The 18,090-nt window shown below is 64.3% G+C and carries 19 protein-coding genes; 12 read left to right on the forward strand and 7 right to left on the reverse strand.

Annotated features, from left to right (window positions below):
- The first annotated feature begins 77 nt into the window (after positions 1-77).
- Entirely contained in the window at positions 78-302 is a 225-nt protein-coding gene (locus OCK01_RS04540) for a hypothetical protein (protein ID WP_182828791.1), read from the forward strand.
- 26 nt (positions 303-328) lie between these two features.
- Here the strand turns inward: OCK01_RS04540 and OCK01_RS04545 are convergent, their stop codons facing one another.
- From OCK01_RS04545 to OCK01_RS04555, 3 genes are read right to left on the reverse strand one after another with little or no spacing between them, the layout of a single operon-like run.
- Positions 329-1,573 (reverse strand): CCA tRNA nucleotidyltransferase, encoded by a 1,245-nt coding sequence (locus OCK01_RS04545; protein ID WP_263822866.1) that lies wholly within the window; start codon positions 1,571-1,573, stop codon positions 329-331.
- A complete protein-coding gene (locus tag OCK01_RS04550) occupies positions 1,570-2,193 on the reverse strand; it encodes a CoA pyrophosphatase (protein WP_263822867.1) in 624 nt (207 codons plus the stop codon). Before OCK01_RS04550 ends, OCK01_RS04545 begins: the two co-directional genes overlap by 4 nt.
- Positions 2,190-2,813 carry a DUF1285 domain-containing protein gene (locus OCK01_RS04555; protein WP_263822868.1) on the reverse strand — a complete coding sequence of 208 codons (624 nt, stop codon included), beginning with the start codon at positions 2,811-2,813 and terminating at the stop codon, positions 2,190-2,192. The genes OCK01_RS04550 and OCK01_RS04555 overlap by 4 nt, the downstream gene beginning before the upstream one ends.
- A gap of 149 nt (positions 2,814-2,962) precedes the next feature.
- On the opposite strand from OCK01_RS04555, the gene OCK01_RS04560 reads away from it, so the two are divergent.
- Genes OCK01_RS04560 through OCK01_RS04575 form a run of 4 tightly spaced genes read left to right on the forward strand, consistent with a single transcriptional unit; the run spans position 2,963 to position 9,780 of the window.
- Complete coding sequence (locus OCK01_RS04560) at positions 2,963-3,976, forward strand: AAA family ATPase (protein ID WP_263822869.1); 1,014 nt, start codon at positions 2,963-2,965, stop codon at positions 3,974-3,976.
- A 31-nt stretch (positions 3,977-4,007) separates the two neighbouring features.
- Positions 4,008-4,928, forward strand: a complete 921-nt coding sequence (locus OCK01_RS04565) for a DUF58 domain-containing protein (protein ID WP_263822870.1) — start codon at positions 4,008-4,010, stop codon at positions 4,926-4,928.
- Positions 4,928-7,711, forward strand: coding sequence for a DUF4159 domain-containing protein (locus OCK01_RS04570; RefSeq protein ID WP_263822871.1), 2,784 nt, complete (start codon positions 4,928-4,930; stop codon positions 7,709-7,711). Before OCK01_RS04565 ends, OCK01_RS04570 begins: the two co-directional genes overlap by 1 nt.
- Complete coding sequence (locus tag OCK01_RS04575; RefSeq protein ID WP_263822872.1) at positions 7,711-9,780, forward strand: hypothetical protein; 2,070 nt, start codon at positions 7,711-7,713, stop codon at positions 9,778-9,780. Before OCK01_RS04570 ends, OCK01_RS04575 begins: the two co-directional genes overlap by 1 nt.
- A 2-nt stretch (positions 9,781-9,782) precedes the next feature.
- Here the strand turns inward: OCK01_RS04575 and OCK01_RS04580 are convergent, their stop codons facing one another.
- Both OCK01_RS04580 and OCK01_RS04590 read right to left on the reverse strand, forming a co-directional pair.
- On the reverse strand, positions 9,783-10,121 hold the full coding sequence (locus tag OCK01_RS04580) for a type II toxin-antitoxin system HicB family antitoxin (RefSeq protein WP_263822873.1): 339 nt from the start codon (positions 10,119-10,121) through the stop codon (positions 9,783-9,785).
- A gap of 287 nt (positions 10,122-10,408) precedes the next feature.
- Positions 10,409-10,912, reverse strand: coding sequence for a GNAT family N-acetyltransferase (locus tag OCK01_RS04590; RefSeq protein WP_263822874.1), 504 nt, complete (start codon positions 10,910-10,912; stop codon positions 10,409-10,411).
- A 254-nt stretch (positions 10,913-11,166) separates the two neighbouring features.
- On the opposite strand from OCK01_RS04590, the gene OCK01_RS04595 reads away from it, so the two are divergent.
- Positions 11,167-12,120 carry a glutathione S-transferase family protein gene (locus OCK01_RS04595; protein ID WP_263822875.1) on the forward strand — a complete coding sequence of 318 codons (954 nt, stop codon included), beginning with the start codon at positions 11,167-11,169 and terminating at the stop codon, positions 12,118-12,120.
- On the opposite strand, the gene OCK01_RS04600 is transcribed toward OCK01_RS04595, so the two are convergent.
- Entirely contained in the window at positions 12,121-12,612 is a 492-nt protein-coding gene (locus OCK01_RS04600) for an NUDIX domain-containing protein (protein WP_412178964.1), read from the reverse strand. It lies immediately after the preceding gene.
- A 41-nt stretch (positions 12,613-12,653) separates the two neighbouring features.
- On the opposite strand from OCK01_RS04600, the gene OCK01_RS04605 reads away from it, so the two are divergent.
- Positions 12,654-13,589 carry a metallophosphoesterase family protein gene (locus OCK01_RS04605; RefSeq protein WP_263822876.1) on the forward strand — a complete coding sequence of 312 codons (936 nt, stop codon included), beginning with the start codon at positions 12,654-12,656 and terminating at the stop codon, positions 13,587-13,589.
- Between the two features lie 8 nt (positions 13,590-13,597).
- Here the strand turns inward: OCK01_RS04605 and OCK01_RS04610 are convergent, their stop codons facing one another.
- On the reverse strand, positions 13,598-14,287 hold the full coding sequence (locus OCK01_RS04610; RefSeq protein WP_182828781.1) for a CerR family C-terminal domain-containing protein: 690 nt from the start codon (positions 14,285-14,287) through the stop codon (positions 13,598-13,600).
- A gap of 161 nt (positions 14,288-14,448) precedes the next feature.
- Between OCK01_RS04610 and OCK01_RS04615 the strand changes: the two genes are divergently transcribed.
- The 5 genes from OCK01_RS04615 (at position 14,449) to OCK01_RS04635 (ending at position 18,079) form a co-directional block, all read left to right on the forward strand.
- Positions 14,449-15,021 carry a tetratricopeptide repeat protein gene (locus OCK01_RS04615; protein ID WP_263822877.1) on the forward strand — a complete coding sequence of 191 codons (573 nt, stop codon included), beginning with the start codon at positions 14,449-14,451 and terminating at the stop codon, positions 15,019-15,021.
- Positions 15,022-15,206: 185 nt separating this feature from the next.
- Positions 15,207-15,725: an RNA polymerase sigma factor gene (locus tag OCK01_RS04620; RefSeq protein ID WP_263822878.1), complete on the forward strand. Its 519-nt coding sequence runs from the start codon at positions 15,207-15,209 to the stop codon at positions 15,723-15,725.
- Between the two features lies 1 nt (position 15,726).
- Positions 15,727-16,641, forward strand: a complete 915-nt coding sequence (locus OCK01_RS04625) for an anti-sigma factor family protein (protein ID WP_263822879.1) — start codon at positions 15,727-15,729, stop codon at positions 16,639-16,641.
- Between the two features lie 90 nt (positions 16,642-16,731).
- Entirely contained in the window at positions 16,732-17,244 is a 513-nt protein-coding gene (locus tag OCK01_RS04630) for a CYTH domain-containing protein (protein WP_182828778.1), read from the forward strand.
- Complete coding sequence (locus OCK01_RS04635; protein WP_263822880.1) at positions 17,207-18,079, forward strand: CHAD domain-containing protein; 873 nt, start codon at positions 17,207-17,209, stop codon at positions 18,077-18,079. Before OCK01_RS04630 ends, OCK01_RS04635 begins: the two co-directional genes overlap by 38 nt.
- The last annotated feature ends 11 nt before the right edge of the window (positions 18,080-18,090 follow it).

The raw sequence follows: 18,090 nt of genomic DNA on the forward strand, positions 1-18,090 counted from the left end.
AGAATTCATGTCATGCAATTGGAACAGAAACATGCTATGAGTCGTTGTATTAGCCGATTGACCTGAGGAGGAGTGTCATGACGACAAATGACAAGACGGCTGGTGACACGAAATTGGAAACCGTGCGCGACGCCAAGACGCGGTCCATGATCGAACAGATTTTCTACTATGAAAATCAGCATGCCGAGGCGATTGCCGAAGCCGGCAACGATAACCGCCTGGCAGGCCTCAAGAAGCATGTCGCGGCGCCCAAGGGCTCGGACTGCTTCCAGGCCTGGGCGATGCCGGATTACATGCGCTGAGGATGATTTAACCGCGCCGCCGGCTTTCAGAGCGACGGCGCGGACAACAGTTCGTTCTTGTCGGCCTTGAAATCCGAGGCGACCCACCGCTCCTCGATGCGCTTCAGCGCCGCGCCCATCTCTGAGCCGGGCGCAAAACCCTTTCCGATCAGATCGCTGCCCTTGACGGGCATGACGGGCCTTTCCCAGTGGTTTGCGAGATCGAGCAGACGCTTGAGCCCGCCGCGCCGGCCCAGCGCCTCGAGATCATCCTCTCCCTTAGACACCTGCCCGGCGAGCGCGAGCTTCAACCGGTGGATCGCGCCGGTTTTGCCGTTGCGATAAAGCGTCAGCCGCATGTCCTTCTCGGAGAAATCAGGCTTGATCTCGGCCGAACCGGCCCAATCCGCAAGGACCGCGCGCTCGGCGCCCGAGAGTTTCAGACGATCCGCCATGGCCTCAACCCGGCTATCGACCGGCGGGATGACCGCCGCGAGCCTCAGCAGCGGATCAGGCGTCCAGTCATAAGCCGCCTCCGCGGCGATGAGGCCGGGAATGGCGTCGATGCCCCATTTCTCCGTCTCCGGCAGCACCTCGGTCAGCACCGCGGATGTGCGCATCCAGAGAAGCGCCCGGCCGGGATCGCGCGCCGAGAGCAGTTTCTTCAACTCCGCCCAGACGCGCTCGGCCGAAAGAGACTGAAGCCGCGAACGAGCGGCGGCGCAGGCCTTGAGCCCGGCCGCATCCGGTCGGCCGCGGCCGTAATGGGCGAAGAAGCGGAAGAAACGCAGGATGCGCAGATGATCCTCCTCGATCCGCGTCGCCGGGTCGCCGATGAAGCGAATCGTGGCGCTGTCGATATCGGCAAGTCCGCCCACATAGTCATGCACTTCGCCTTGAGCGTCCGCATAGAGCGCATTGACCGTGAGGTCGCGCCGCTCGGCGTCGGCGCGCCAATCGTCTGTGAAGGAGACTTCGGCGTGGCGGCCATCGGTGGAAACGTCCCGGCGAAGGGTTGTGACCTCGAACGGCCTGCCGTCGATCACCAAGGTCACAGTGCCATGCTTGATCCCGGTCGGCACGCATTTGATCCCGGCCGCCTCGGCGCGCGCCTTGACCTCTTCGGGCTTCAGCGTCGTGGCGATGTCCATGTCGCTGACCGGCAGGCCCATCAGGCTGTTGCGCACTGCGCCGCCGACCACGCGCGCCTGGCCGCCATCGGCGTTGAGCAGCGTGAAGACGCGGGTGAGCGCGGGATCTCGAAACCAGGTCTCGCCTGCGACGGAGGTCATTCGTAAAACCTTTCATAAAGCGACCGGAGTATGCCGGCCGTGATGCCCCAGATGCGCCATTCGCCATAGGGCATGACATAATAATGGCGCTGCTGATTGCGAAACAGCGCCGTTTCCTGGGCGTGGTTGTCTGGGTTCATCAGAAAAGACAAGGGCGCTTCAAAGACGCTCTCCACCTCGCCGGGATTGGGCGACAGGGTAAAACCCGGCTTGACGATCGAGAGCACCGGCGTGATGCGAAAGCCGGACAATACGGGAATCGGCGGCAGATGGCCAATGACGTCGACGAAATGCCGCGCCAGCCCGATTTCCTCCTCGGCCTCGCGGAGCGCTGCGCTTTCTGGGCTCTCATCCGGCTCCAGCTTGCCGCCGGGAAAGGCGATCTGGCCGGAATGCTTGCGCAGCGCCGCCGTTCGCTTGGTGAGAATGACGCGGGCGTCATCGCCCTCGTCAACCACGGGCACCAGCACGGCCGCGTCCCTGAGCTCCAGGTTGACAAGCCCCCTTTCCGCGCCGGGATTGAGGCGATAATCGCCATAGCTGAGAAAATCGCCCGGTCCTGCGGCCAAATGTCGTTCGGCTCGGCTGCGAAAATCGCCGGCAGAGAAGGCGCCGATCATGCCGACAGTCTCTCGAGCTCATCGGCCGGCATGATCGGAAACCAGACGCCGCCGGAGCGGACCGCGAACATCTCTCTGCCGCCCAGATCCACGACTTCCCCGAGTTCCACCAGCTCGTACATCACCGGCCGCGCCAGGAGCGCCTCCAGCCGACCGCGCACATGCAGATAGGGCTTGAGCTGTCGCTGTTCGCCGACGATCTTGAAGCGGAGCGCATGATCGGAGCCGCCGGCGACGACGTCGCCGACATTGGTGCGGAAGGACAGGACACGGTCCGCCCCTCCGCCCTCGACCGCCATTTCGACGGCGAGGAACGGCGCATCCTCGACGCGTATGCCGACCTTCTCCACCGGCGTCACCAGATAGGTCTTGCCGTCCTCGTCCTTGCGCAGGACTGTGGAAAACAACCTGACCAATGGCGCGCGGCCGATCGGGGTGCCCATGTAGAACCATGTGCCGTCGGCGCGGATCTCCATATCGATATCGCCGCAGAACGGCGGGTCCCAGCGCTCGACCGGCGGCATGGATCGTCCCTCCGCCTGGGAATCGGCGGATGCGCGGGCAATCAGCGCGGCGAGGTCGCCCGCATTCCTCTGTGCGCCGATATCACCTACCGCCATGATTTGATCCTCATTCATCATCCATTGCTAACGCAATCTTGAAAGCTTCGCGCTTGTCACGCTCTGACCACACTGTCACTCTTAATCTGACATATGGGGTTTCGATAGGTCGATTCGAACCACCAACGCCACCATCGCCGGAGGGTTTCATGGGCGCACTGACACCGACGGACGCCGTCATCGACGAAAAGGCCGTCGCGGCCCAGGCCGAACAGGCGCTGGAGGACATCGCCCGGATCCGCGCCGAAACCGGCAAGGTGATCTTCGGCCAGGAAAGCGTGATCGAGCAGACCGTGCTCGCCGTGCTCTCGGGCGGCCATGCGCTTCTCGTCGGCGTGCCCGGCCTCGCAAAGACCAAGCTGGTCTCTACCCTCGCCACCGTTCTCGGTCTCGCCACCAACCGCATCCAGTTCACGCCCGACCTGATGCCGTCGGACATTCTCGGCTCGGAAGTGATGGATCAGGACGAGCATGGCCGCCGCTCTTTCCGCTTCGTCAAAGGCCCCGTCTTCTCCGAATTGCTGATGGCGGACGAGATCAACCGCGCCAGCCCGCGGACGCAGTCGGCGCTGCTGCAGGCCATGCAGGAATATCACGTCACCATCACCGGCCAGCGCTATGACCTGCCGCATCCCTTCCATGTGCTGGCGACGCAGAACCCGCTGGAGCAGGAAGGCACCTATCCGCTGCCGGAAGCCCAGCTCGACCGCTTCCTGCTGGAAATCGACGTCGAATATCCCGATTTCAAGGCCGAGCGGCGCATTCTGCTGGAAACCACCGGCACGTCCGAAGCCCAGGTCGAAGGCGTCATCACGCCGGCGCGGCTTCTGGAAATTCAAGGCTTGATCCGCCGCATGCCGGTGCCGGAAAGCGTGGTCGAGGCGATCCTGAAGCTCGTCCGCTCGGCGCGGCCCGGCCACGGCGACGCATTCACCGACAGCCGCATCGCATGGGGTCCCGGCCCGCGCGCCGGCCAGGCGCTGATGCTCACCGCCCGCGCCCGTGCGCTCTATCAGGGCCGCTTCGCCCCCTCGATCGACGATGTCGCGGCGCTGGCCGGCCCCGTTCTGCAGCACCGCATGGCGCTGACCTTCGCGGCCCGCGCCGACGGCGTGTCGATGAAGGACGTCATCGCCAAACTGGTGGAGCCCTTGAATCCATGAGAAATAGGAACAGCAGAGGCGGATCCGCATTTTGGCGTCCATAGGCCATATCGTCATTCCGACGCCCTCGAGCGCCGCTCTCGTCCGCGCGCGCGAGCGGGCGCGCCTTCTGCCGGATTGTCTGGTCGAAGCCCGACGCATCGCCAATACGGTGATTTCGGGCTGGCATGGCCGCCGGCGGCGCGGCCCGGGTGAGAATTTCTGGCAATTCCGTCCTTTCGTCGAAGGCGACAGCCTGGCCCGCATCGACTGGCGCCGCTCGGCCCGCGACGACCACACCTATATCCGCGACCGCGAATGGGAGGCGGCGCACACGATCTGGCTCTGGGCGTCGATGAGCCCGTCGATGATGTATAAATCGAGCCTCGGCATGGTGTCCAAGGAGAGCCGGGCGCTGGTGCTGATGCTGGCCGCCGCCGAGATCATGGCCCGCTCCGGCGAACGGATCGGCTGCCCGGGCGTGATGGAGCCCATCTCCGCCCGCAACGCCGCAGAACGACTGGCCTATGCGCTGGCGCATGAAGATCCGACGGCTGCGCTGCCCGACACGCGCATGATCCGCGGCGCGAGCGACATCGTGCTGTTTTCCGATTTTCTAGAACCGCCGGAAAATGTGCTCGCCGCGCTGCAGCCGCTGTCGCGGCGCGGCCTGCGGGGCCACGTCATCGAAATCTCCGACCCCGCCGAGGAAACCTTTCCCTATGCCGGTCGCGTGGAATTTTCCGATCCGGCCACCGGCGCCAAGTTTCTTTCGGGGCGATCGGAAGCCCTGGCCGAGGAATACAAGACCCTCTATCACGCCCGTCGCGAGACCCTGCGCGACGGCCTGCGCCATCTCGGCTGGAATTTTATCGCCCACAACACCGGCCGCCCGGCATCCGAGGCGCTGGCCGCCGTGCATATGTATCTTTCCGGCCAGCCGGATCGGGCTCGCCACGGGGGAGCAGGCTGATGCCGGGTCTCGCTTTTGCCGCTCCGCTCGTCCTTGCAGCCTTGATCGCGCTCCCGGCGATCTGGTGGCTGCTGCGGATCACCCCGCCGCAGCCGTCGCGCGAGGCCTTCCCGCCCTTCCGGCTGCTGCTGCTCTTGAAGCGGCAGGAGGAGACGCCGGCGACGACGCCGTGGTGGCTGCTGGCTCTGCGCATGCTGATCGCAGGCCTGCTCGTGCTCGCGCTCGCCGGCCCCGTCTATGACCCGAACGCCCGGCTGGGCGCGACGAGCGGCAGCCTCGCGGTCATCGTCGACAACAGTTGGGCCAGCGCAACCGATTTCGACAAGCGCCGCGCCACCGCCGAAAATCTCATCCGCCGCGCCGGCGAAAGCGATGCGCCCGTAAGCCTCACCTTCACCACCGACCGCAATCCGGACGCCACCTTCAAGCGCGCCGACGAAGCGCTGTCGGTGCTGGCCGCCGCCAAGCCCGCCCCCTTGCCTGCCGATCGCGCCGCAGCCGCGGCCGCGCTGACGGCGAGCTTCCAGCAGGAGAAGCCCGAACGCGCCGTGCTGATCGCCGATGGCGTGAGGGGAGTCGGCGACGCCGCGCTCTTCACCGCTTTGCGCGACGCGGGCGTGACCCGCCTCGACGTGATCGGCGCCGACAATGCCGCGGCCATCGCGGTGACAGGCGCGGACAACGCCGCAGACCGGCTCACCGTCACCGCCGCCCGCCTGCAGACGGCTACGCCGCAGACCGTGGCGATCTCGGCGCGCGACATTCAGGGCCGCGTTCTCGGCGCGACGAGCATCGCTTTCGGCGCGGGTCAGGCCAGGGCGAGCGGCGAGATCACGGCGCCATTCGAACTGCGAAACGAATTCGCGCGTCTCACCGTGGATGGCCTCGACACGGCCGGCGCGGTGCGGCTGCTCGACGACAGTTTCAAGCGACGCTCGGTGGGGCTGATCTCCGGTGAAGCCGGCGATCGCAGCCAGCCGCTGCTGTCGCCGCTCTACTATATCAACCGTGCGCTCTCGCCCTTCGCCAATCTCTCCGAGGCGAACGGCTCCGATCTCGTCTCGGCCATCCCCGCCATGATCAAGGCGCGGCCATCGGTCATCGTCATGGCCGATATCGGCCGGATGCCGGCCAGCGCTGAAAAGGCTCTGACCGACTGGATCCGCGACGGCGGCTCGCTGGTGCGTTTCGCCGGACCTCGTCTGGCCGCAGCGCCCGCAGATGATCCGCTGATCCCGACGCGATTGCGCGAAGGCGAGCGCGCATTGGGCGGCTCCATGTCCTGGGCCGAACCGCAGACGCTCGACAACTATCCGGAAAACAGCCCGTTCACCGGTCTGACCCCGCCGGACCAAGTGCTGGTGAAACGGCAGGTTCTCGCCGAACCCACGCCGGAACTCGCCGGCCTGACCTGGGCCAGCCTGAAAGATGGAACGCCGCTTGTCACCGCCCGCCGCATCGGCGCAGGGCGCATCGTCCTTTTCCATGTCAGCGCCGAATCGTCCTGGTCGAACCTGCCGCTGTCGGGAGAATTCGTCGAAATGCTGCGCCGGATCGTGCAACTCTCCCATTCCAGCAACGCCGCCCGCAGCGAAGACGGCAAAACCGTGTTGCCGCCCTATCGCCTGCTGACGGCGGCGGGAGCGCTGACCACCGAGAAAGGTTTGGCCAAGCCGATCGAGGCGGGCGCCGCCGTCACGCCCTCCTTCGACAGCCCGCCGGGCCTTTATGGCGGCGAGGACGGCTTCGAGGCCGTCAACCTCTTCGCATCCGACGCGGCGCTCGCGCCGATCGCCTATCCGCAGGACTTTTCCGTGACGGAAAGCGGTTTCGCCGGCGATGACGCCTTCGATCTCAAGCCTTGGCTGTTCGCCGCGGCCGCCATTCTGGCGCTCGCAGACACGCTGGCGATGCTGATCCTCGGCGGCGCTTTCGCCCGACGCGCGGCGACCGCCGCCATGTGCGCCCTCGCTATGATCGGCGGGCTTGCGGGCGGCGTCGACCCGGCCCGCGCCGACGACGCCCGCCCCGGCGACGACGTGCTGATGAGCCGGCTCGACAAGACCCATCTCGCTTACGTCATCACCGGCGAGGCGGAAGTCGACCGGATTTCAGAACGCGGCCTCGCCGGCCTCTCAGATTTTCTCTATTACCGCACCACGCTCGAACCCGGCGATCCCGTCGGCGTCGACATCGCCAAGGACGAATTGTCGGTTTTCCCGATCCTCTACTGGCCCGTCGACGCGTCGGCGGCCATGCCGTCGGAAAACGCCATTTCCCGCATCGACGCCTATATGCGTTCGGGCGGCACCGTACTGTTCGACACACGCGACCAGGCCTCCTCGATCACCGCCATGGGCGGCGTCAGCGCCAATACGGAGCGCTTGCGCGCCATTCTCGCGCGCATAGACATTCCCCCGCTCGAGCCGGTGCCGCAGGACCATGTGCTCACCAAGGCCTTTTATCTCCTGAAATCCTATCCCGGCCGCTATTCCGGCAGCCCGCTCTGGGTGGAGGCGGAGCCGGACGCCAAGAGCGATCCCAACCGCCCGGCGCGGCAGGGCGACGGCGTCACGCCCATCATGATCACCGGCAATGATTTCGCCGGCGCCTGGGCGGTGGATAATCTGGGCGCGCCGCTGCTGCCGCTCGTGCCGCCGGATGAAAACCAGCGCGAAATGGCCTACCGCACCGGCGTCAACATCATGATGTATATGCTGACCGGCAACTACAAGGCCGATCAGGTGCATGTGCCGGCGCTTTTGGAAAGGCTGGGACAGTGATGAACCTGACATTCGACCCGTTCCTGCCCCTTTGGCTGATCGCGCTTGTCGGCGCGCTGGCTGCTCTGCTCGCGGCTTTCGGCCTTTACCGGCGCCAGCGCGGCATGATCCTGCGGACGATCGCGCTCGCGGCGCTGACGCTGGCGCTGATCAATCCGATCCTGGTCGACGAGCAGCGAGAGCCTCTGCCCACCGTCGTCGCCATCGCCGCCGACCGCAGCCAGAGCCAGGACGTCGGGCCTCGCAAGGCGCAGACGGACAAGGCCGTCGCCGATCTTCGCGCCGCGCTCGGCCGTTTCTCCGGGATCGAGACGCGCGTGATCGACGCCGGCGGCGACGACGGCTCGGACACGCCGTCGACGCGCCTGTTCGGCAATATCGCCTCGGCGCTCGAAGACGTGCCGCCGTCGCGGCTGGGCGCGGTGATCTCGGTGACCGACGGTCAGGTCCATGATATCCCGGCCGATGACAGGCTGCCGGGCGTGAATGCGCCGGTGCATGGACTGATCACCGGCAAGGCCGACGAATTCGACCGCCGCATCCAGGTGATCAAAGCGCCGCGCTTCGGTCTCGTCGATCAGGAGCAGGAAATGGTGCTCCGGGTGATCGACGACGGCCGCCCGATCTCCCAGCCGGCCGACATCACCGTCAGCGTCAATGGCGAAGTGGTCAACCGCATTCCCGCCGTCGCCGGCCAGAACCGCACCGCCCGCTTCAAGCTCGATCGCGCCGGCGGCAATATCGTCGAAGTCGCGGTGGCCGAGGTTCCCGGCGAAGTGACCCCGGTCAACAATCGCCTGGTGCAGACCATCGACGGCATCCGTGAAAATCTCCGCGTGCTCTTGGTGTCGGGCGAGCCGCATGCCGGCGAGCGCGCCTGGCGCAACCTGCTCAAATCCGACGCCTCGGTGGATCTGGTGCATTTCACCATTCTCAGGCCCCCGGAAAAGCAGGACGGCACGCCGATCAACGAGTTGTCGCTGATCGCCTTCCCCACCCGCGAATTGTTCGTCGAAAAGATCAGTGAATTCGACCTGATCATCTTCGACCGCTACCAGCATCGCGGCGTGTTGCCGATCCTCTATTACGACAACATCGCCCAATATGTCCGCCAGGGCGGCGCCATCCTGCTGGTGTCGGGGCCGGAGCATGCGGGCTCGGAGTCGATCGCCTATACGCCGCTCGCCGACATCCTGCCTGCGGCCCCGACCGGGCAGATGCTGGAAAAGCCCTTCTTCCCGCGCCTTTCGGACCTCGGCAAGCGCCATCCGGTGACCCGTGGGCTGGAAGGCTCCGCCGCCGAACCGCCGCGCTGGGGCCGCTGGTTCCGCGCCGTCAACATGACCCCGCCGGAAGGCGAGGTGGTCATGAACGGCTCCGACGGCTCGCCGCTCCTCGTCCTTTCCCATGTCGATCAGGGCCGCGTGGCGATGCTGCTCTCGGATCAGGGCTGGCTCTGGGCGCGCGGCTTCGAAGGCGGCGGCCCCCATGTCGACCTCTACCGACGCATCGCCCATTGGCTGATGAAGGAGCCGTCGCTGGAGGAAGAACGGCTCACGGCGCGGTCGCTCGGCCGCGACATCGAGATCACCCGCCAGAGCCTCAAGAAGACGGTCGACAAGGCCGTCGTCATCGGGCCCGATGGCGCGCGCCAGGAGACCGGCTTGACCGAGGAAGAGCCGGGCCTGTTTCGCACGACTCTCCGCACGGCCCGGAACGGCCTTTACGAGGTCGACAATGGCGGCTTGAAGACGCTGGTCCATGTCGGCGCGGTCGATGCGCCTGAGTTCCGCGAGATGATCTCGACCACGGAAAAGCTCGCGCCGCTGGCCGCCGCCAGCAAGGGCATCGTCAAGCGCCTCGACGATGGCGCTGAAGGCGTGACCCTGCCGCAGATCCTCACCGTGCGCGGCGACGTGCGCATCTCGGATCCCGAGCGGATGGTGATCCGCATGACCGACGAGACGGTTCTGAAGGGCGTGACCTCGATACCGCTCTTCGCCGGCTTCCTCGGCTTGGGCTTGCTGGCGCTGGCGCTCGGCTCGACCTGGTGGCGCGAAGGGCGTTGAGGTCAGGCGGCGTCGGCGGCCGCGCGGATCGTATCGGCGATCCACTCGTTGAGGCTCTTGTTCTCCGCTGCCGCCGCGTTCGCCGCGGCGGCATGCAGAGTGGGGTCGAGGCGCAGGTTGAAGCGGCCCGAATAGGCTTTGTACGGCTCCAGCCCCCGCGCCGCGCAGTCTTCGAGATAGACTTTGAGCGAGGCCCGTCCCTCCTCCATCAGCCCTTCGAGATCTTTCGCATAGAAATCCGCGCCACCGGACAGGCCGAGAAACTCGCCGCGAAACAGGCCGATGTCAGGATCGAGCGAAATCACCGCCTTGCAGCCGTCGATGTCGAGAATGTTCTTCATGGCGTTACTCCATGCTTTTGGAGCCATTTGCGGATGGAGAAGACGGCGTCCTTGTCAGTGTCGGGCGAGGGATGCGGCCGATGAAAGATCCGGACCTCTCCAAACAGGAAGACCGCCACACGCGAGCCTTCTCTCTCTGATCTCACCGCCGAGTTCACGGAACAAAGCTTCAATGTCGTCCCACAGGATCGTGCCGGACACGGGGCGCGCAAAGATCTTGTCCAGGGTCGCCTGATGTCTCCGCTTCATCGAAGAATGATACCAGATTATGGCGCCATTTCAATGCCTCAGCTGGCCCGCCACTTGATCGCGCCCTTCATCCGGTCATGCGTGTCAGGGCTGGCGGGGATCACCAGGACGCGGGCGGGATCGACGGGACCCGGGAAAGTGAGCGCGCCATAAGCGACTTTCTCGAAGCCGAGCGGCATGTAGTAGGGCGGATCGCCGACCAGGATGATCGCCTCCGAGCCCTTCTTCCTGGCGGCCTCGACGGCGATGCGCACGAGTTCGCGGCCGATGCCCATATTCTTGTGCGACGGCCTCACGGCGAGCGGTCCCAGCAGATGGCCCTTGACGCCGCCGGCCGTCACGGGCGTCATCCGGACGGAGGCGATGGTCTCGCCGCGATCGGCGCAGATATAGGACAGCGCCTGATCATGAGGCCCCTGTTCGCGAATGCGCGCGGCGGCGCGGACGAACCGGCCGGGGCCGAAGGCTTCTTCATTGATCAGTTCGATGGCGTCGTGATGCGTTGCGTCTTCCGTCAGATAGACGAGGTCATGCTTTTTCATGGAGAATCTGCTGCTTGGATCGATAGACGATGGCGTGAAGGACCCGTCCGGTCGGCCCGGTCGGGAAGAAGAGCTTCATCGCGGTCGTCGCAGCAGCGTCATGGCCTGTAAGGGCTCCAGATTTGATGATCGACAGGGCGGATAGCAGGAAATTTTCCTGCCGCCAAGAGCCAAAACGCAGCGTTCAGCATTTAACACTCGAAATGTCCGGCCGAAGTTGCGACATAGAGCCTACGGTTTCAGGAGAAAAAGCGATGGGCATGTTGGTGGACGGCGTCTGGCATGACGTGTGGTACGATACGAAAGCGAGCAAGGGGCAATTCGTCCGCTCGGCCTCGCAATTTCGCAATTTCATCACGAAAGACGGCGCGCCCGGCCCGACCGGCAAAGGCGGCTTCAAGGCCGAGAGCGGCCGCTATCATCTCTATGTGTCGCTAGCCTGTCCCTGGGCGCATCGCACGCTGATCTTCCGCAAGCTCAAGAAGCTGGAAGACCATATTTCCGTATCTGTGGTGCATTATCTGATGCTCGAAAAGGGCTGGGTGTTCGACGAAGGAGATGGCGCGACCGGCGACGCGCTGTTCGGCGCAAAGGCGCTCGCCGACATCTATGTCCGCGCAGACGCCAAATATTCGGGCCGCGTCACGGTGCCGGTGCTGTGGGACAAACAGAAGAACACCATCGTCTCCAACGAATCCGCCGAGATCATCCGGATGTTCAATTCGGCCTTCGACGACATCACCGGCGACGCCCAGGATTTCTATCCCGAGGATCTCCGCGCCGAGATCGACGAACTCAACGCCTTCGTTTATGACAATATCAACAACGGCGTCTATAAATGCGGCTTCGCGACCACGCAGGACGCCTATGCCGAGAATTTCGACAAGCTGTTTTCGGCGCTCGACCAGATCGAGGCTAGACTGGAAGGCAAGACCTATCTGTTCGGCGACCGGCTGACCGAAGCCGACTGGCGGCTGTTCACGACCTTGATCCGGTTTGATCCGGTCTATGTCGGCCACTTCAAGTGCAACCTGCGTCGCATCGCGGACTACCCCAACCTGCAGGCCTATCTGAAGCGGCTCTATGGGCATCCGGGCATCCGCGACACCGTGGATTTCACCCATATCAAGGGCCATTATTACGGCAGCCACCGCACCATCAATCCGACGGGAATCGTGCCCGTGGGGCCCGCGCTCGATCTCGGCTGATCACCAGAGGTCGTCGAAGGCGGCTTCGCCGGCGAGTTCGCGCAAGCGCCGGCGGGTCGCGGAGGTCACGTCGGCGGGCAGCGCGTCGAGCGCGAAGAAGCCGCTGTCGACGATCTCCCAATCTTTCGGCCGGGGCGCGGTCTGGCGCACCACGCAGCGATAGAACACGACGTGATCCCGCTTGGACGTGCGCTTGTTGTAATAGACATGCAGCATTTGCGGCGGGACGACGGCCTCGAGGTTGCCCTCCTCCCGCAATTCCTTGGCCAGCGCCTCGCGCACCGTTTCGCCCCGCGCCACCCCGCCGCCGGGCATATGCCAGCCCGGAACATAAGAATGCTTCACCAGAAAGATCCGCCCCTGTTCGTCGAAACAGGCGGCGCGCACGCCCATGGTCATGCCCTGGATAAACGGGTAGACGGCGTGGGCCAGCCGCGTGAGAATCTTATAACGGAACTTGCTCAGTTCAGCCGGGGTTGTGTCTTCGACCACGCCGCTTGCTCCTTCAGACCTCGAGGCCTATCGTGAACCCGATGATGACACTTACACATTTTTCCGACGCCCATCTCGGGCCGCTGCCCGATATGTCGTTTCGTGAACTCCTGTCGAAACGGGTCACGGGCTATGTGAACTGGCAGCGCAACAGGCGCAAGCAGCTTTTCGGCAACACGCTGGAACTGCTGATCGAGGACATGCTCGACCAGAACCCCGATCATGTCGTCATGACAGGCGATCTCGTCAATCTCGCGACCAATACCGAGATCGAGGCGGCGGAGGTGTGGCTGCGTTCCTTCGCCGATCCGGCGCTGGTGTCGGTGGTGCCTGGAAACCATGACGCCTATGTGCCGGGCGCCATCAATCGCGCCTACGCCGCCTGGAAACCGTGGATGACCGGCGACGACGGGCGCTTCGACGACCATGATTTTCCCTATGTGCGCATCAGGGGCGAAATGGCGATCATCGGCCTATCTACGGCGACGGCGACCCCGCCTTTCATGGCCTCGGGCTATTTCGGCTCGGGTCAGGCGCGACGTTTCGCGACCCTAGCCAAAAAGCTCGGCGAGCAGGGCCTGTTTCGCGTCGTGCTGATACACCATCCGCCTATTCGCGGCGCCACGGCCAATTACAAGCGCATGATCGGCATCAGGCGATTTGCGGCGGCGCTTCATCTCGGCGGCGCGGAACTCGTCCTGCACGGCCATACCCATCTCGACACGATCTACTGGCTGGCTGGTCCCAAAGGCGCCGCGATTCCGGTCGTCGGCGTCGCCTCGGCGAGCCAGGGTCATGGCGGCCACAAGCCGCCGGCCGCCTATAACCTCTTCAAGATTACCGGCGAGGCCGGCGCCTGGCGAATAGATCATGAAAGGCATCGGCTCGACGGCGCTTCGGAAGGCTTCGCCTTCGAGAACTCCGCCGTGCTCGCGCCGCCCGCCTTCGTCGAGAAACGAAGAGCGCCGCGGCGCTGACGCGCCGCTCAGGACAGATGACGACGCGGCTTGTGCGCGTCGATCAGATCGCGGACTTCCTGAACGAGGTGGTCGCAGAGACGATCGAGTTCCTTGTCGCCCACCACGTCCCATTCGAGACGCCGCTGGATGACGGGCATGCCAATTCTGTAGTGGAAAGCGCTGCCGGTCATGGAGAAAACCATCACCTTCAGCCGCTCGGATTCCGCATCCATGCCGGTGACGGCGGCGAACATGGCGCAGAGCCGCTCATGCATCGGCCGCAGCCAGTTCTTGTAGATGAGATCGGAGACTTCGCCGGGATTGAGCATTTCCCGCGTCATGAAGACGACGGCGTGACGCATGCCGGGATTGGCGACCCAGAAGCGAATGAAGGTGCTCATGGTGTTGACCAGGGTCATTTCCGCGACATCCGGCGTCATCGCGGGCATCGGTCGTTTGAAATTCATGCCGAGTTCGGTGCGCACCAGTTCGATGACGTGATCGGCGCAGGCGAGGCGGAGCCCGGGCTTGCCGCCGAAATGATAGGCGATGGATCCGATGTTCGCCGCAGCGAAATCTGCGATGTCGCGCGTGGAGACCGCGTCATAGCCATGTTCGCCGAACAGTCGGATTGCCGCTTCGAGAAGCGAGACGCGGGTGACTTCCGCGCCCGAAATCGGCTTGTCGGAGCGGTGGTTTTCAGCCTGCAACAGCAATGTTTATGCCTCCAGCCAGAATGATTAGCATGCTTCCCATATGACTCCGCAGAGGTTACTTAGCAAGCAAAGTTATGTTTCGATCATCAAATTTTTGTAACCGGGCTGTCGAAGGGGCTGCGGACCACGTACAAACAGCGTGTTCAACGGAGGTCTACCCCATGGTCGCCAAGTCCCTCGCGCATCGCATCCCGCACAGCCTGAGCCTAGTTCTACTGTCCGCCTTTATCAGTTCTGCGACACTCACCGGCGCCAATGCCGCCGGTTCCGACGACGGTCAGCCTCCGGAGCCCACCGCCACCACTCAGGAATGCAAAGATGGCAAAGTGTGGGACGCTGCGAAAAAAGAATGCGTCGATCCGCAGAAAAGCGGTTTCAACGACGATGAGCTTTATCGCGCCGCCCGCGAAATGGCCTATGCCGGCCAGTATGACAACGCCATCCGGGTATTGAAGCTGGCTAAGAATCAGGACGATCCGCGAATCCTCAATTATCTCGGCTTTGCAAACCGCAAGGCCGGCAATGTCGAGGTCGGCATGGCCTATTATCGCCGCGCGCTCGCCAAGGACGCCAACTATCTCCTGGCCCGGTCGTATTACGGCCAGGGCCTGCTTCTCCAGGGCGATATCGAAGGAGCCCGCGCCCAGCTCGTCGAAATACGCGACCGCGGCGGCCGCGACACCTACGCCTATTCTTCTCTCTACGAGTCGTTGAAAAGCGGCTCGACCTATTGAGATCATCGACGTCTTTGAAATCGCTCCGCGCGCACGCCCCTGCGCGCGGAGCTTTTTGTCGCCGACGATTGCGAAGCGGCCGATTCTGTTTCATACCTCGGACGACGGGCTCCCGCGGCGCCGGTCATTTTTGGGTGTAGCGCGAATAAATGGACCGTAGCGGACGTCAGGGTGATGTGGGGGTCATGAGGGATCGGGACAAGGCGGAGCGAATCGGCCGGGAGTTGGTGGGTTTGCTGCCGAAGCTCCGGCGATTCGCCATGACGCTCACGAGAAACGCATCGGACGCGGATGATCTGGTGCAGGAAGCCTGCGAACGGGCGATCACCAGATGCCATCTCTGGAACGGAGAGGGACGGCTGGACAGTTGGGTCTATGCGATGACGCGCAATCTTTGGGTCGACGAGATCAGGAAACGCAAGGTGCGCACCGGCGCCGGCGTCGTCGATGCGACCGAACAGGACGAACTGTCGATCGGCCCGGCTGCCGAAAAGGCGATCTACGCCTCTCAACTTCACCAGATGATCCTGTCGATGCCCGAGGGACTGTCGTCGGTGTTTCTGCTGGTCAATGTCGAAGGTCATTCCTACCGCGAAGCCGCCGATATCCTCGGCATTCCCATCGGCACGGTGATGAGCCGCCTTTCGACCGCGCGGCTGCGGCTCGCCGCCATGGTCGATGGCGCGCAGGAAGCGAGGGCCTGACATGGAAAACCTTGCAGACCTGCCGCTCGACGTGCTGCTGTCGGCCTATCTCGACGGCGAACTCGACGAAGCCGCCGCCGGCGAGATCGAAGCCCGGCTCGCGACCGACGCCGAGGCGCGCGCGCTGCTCGACCGCTTGAAGGCCGGCTCCGCCCATGGCGATCAACTGTTCGACGCGCTGTTGCGCGAACCGGCTCCGCTCCACCTCGCCCGCGCCATCAAGGACGCCGCCTATCGCGGCGAAACCAGCCAGCCTTCGGCGCCGCTGATGGCGCGCGCCGGGCGCGGTTGGTTTTTCGGCCAGGTCCCCCAGGCGATCGCCGCCTCGGCGCTCCTCTTGCTGGGCGGAGGTTATGCCGGCTACACGGTAGGCCGCCAGTATGAGCCGCAACGGCAGGTCGCCGCGGAGCAGCCAAGCGAGGCGAAGTCCCCGACGACACTCTCCGTGGGCGGCCAGACCCGCAGTTTCACTGTCGGCGCCAGCGGATCCGCGCCGAGCGGCAGGCTGGTCAGCGCGCGCGATGTGCTCGCCGTGCATGCGGTCTACGCCGCGCAGGAAAGCCGCGCGGCGGAAATACCCGCTGCGGAACTCGTCGTGCTCACCGACTGGCTGCGCGACAGCGCGCGGGTCGCCTTCGAAGTCCCCGACCTCACCGCCGACGGACTTACTTTCGAGGGCGGACGCCTGGTCGTGATCTCCGGCAAGCCCGCCGCTGCGCTCTACTTCCGCGATGCAGGCGGCGAACGCGTCGGCGTCTATTTCAGCGAAGGCAAGACAGATCCCCTCAGGCTCACGGAGGGCGACGTCACTCTGCTCGCCGGCATGCGCGATGGTCTGTCCTGGTTCGTGGCGGCCCCCTCCTCGCTTGCGGAAACCGATCGCCTGGCCGAACACGTCGACGCCGCCGTCCGATAAATATCGAGGCTGCGTCGTTTTGAATGAAGCCAAACGTCGCCTGACGCATTAACATCCTGTCTGCAACGCGTCTGACGGGGGGTTAGAGGCATGGCCAAGGAAATCGAACGCAAGTTTCTCGTGATCTCCGACGAATGGCGCAAGAATGCCGACGGCGGCAAAAAGATGCGGCAGGCTGTCATTCTGGCCGAACCGGACCGCTCTCTCAGGGTGCGCCTGATCGACGGCAAGAAAGCTCGTCTGACCCTGAAGATCGATCGCAACGAAATCTCGCGTCATGAATTCGAATATGAGATCCCGATGGGCGACGCCCGGGAGATGCTCAGGCTCGCCAATGGATCGGCGATCATCAAGACCCGCTATGAGACGCCGTATAAGGGTTTCGTATGGGAAATCGACGTTTATGAAGGCGCTTTCGAAGGCTTGGTGGTCGCGGAAGTGGAAATGAGAAGCGAGAAGGACAAGCCGCCCCTGCCGCCCTGGGTGGGCGTCGAGGTCAGCGACGACCGGCGCTTCTCCAACCGCGCCATCGCCGAAGGCAGCCTCGGAAAGGACTGGAAGCAACTTGTTCAGGATAAATTGGAGCAACCCGCCCCGGAGTGAAATCCTCCGTATCGCCGCGGAGAAAATCGATGGCGCGCAGGACGCGCTGCGCCGGCAGCCCGAGGGGCTCGACAAAGCCGTTCACGGCGCGAGGAAAGCGATCAAGCATAGCCGGTCTCTGCTTCGGCTGCTCCGCTCCGCCGACGACGATGGCGCAAGGCGGCTCAACGCAATGCTCCGCGCCATCTCCGCAGGCCTCTCGCCGCTGCGCGACGGCGCGGCGCTGATGGAGGCGGCGTCACGACTCGACGCGATCCTCCCCGGCCCTGCAACAGATCGCTTGTCGGAACGCCTGAACGCCCTCCCGATCGAAGTTGCGGCCGATCCGGCCGACATGACCGCCGAAGCGGCAGACTCTCTCGATGAGGTGAGCCGCGCCATTCTTGATCTGAACTTACCTGAAAGCAGAGCCAAACTCGCCAGACATGTGGCGCGTGGCTGGCGCCGAACCGGCAGGCGCGCATTTGCCGCGCTGGAGCGCTGTGCGGGGGATCCGCATGAGGAAGACTATCACGATCTCAGGAAACGCGGCCAGGACCGTTGGATGCAGGCGGCGCTCCTGCGCAAGATTTGGCCGTCAGGCCTGATCGCCGTCCAGACCAGCGCCAAACGCATGGTGGACATGCTCGGCCAGGCGCGCGACTTCGGCAGGCTCGAAACCGTGATCGCCCAATTGCCCGATTTCGACGACCGTGACAGGATCACCCTGACGGCGGCGATGGAAAGCGAACGCATGCGGCTGCACCGCGACGCGATGGCGTTCGGCGGCGATCTCTTCCAGCATGACAACAAAAAGGAGGCGGACATCATCCGCCTCCTGATCAGGAACGCCTGAGATTTCAAGGA

It is taken from the genome of Rhizobium sp. TRM95796, from assembly GCF_025779995.1.
Taxonomy (GTDB): domain Bacteria; phylum Pseudomonadota; class Alphaproteobacteria; order Rhizobiales; family Rhizobiaceae; genus Rhizobium_E.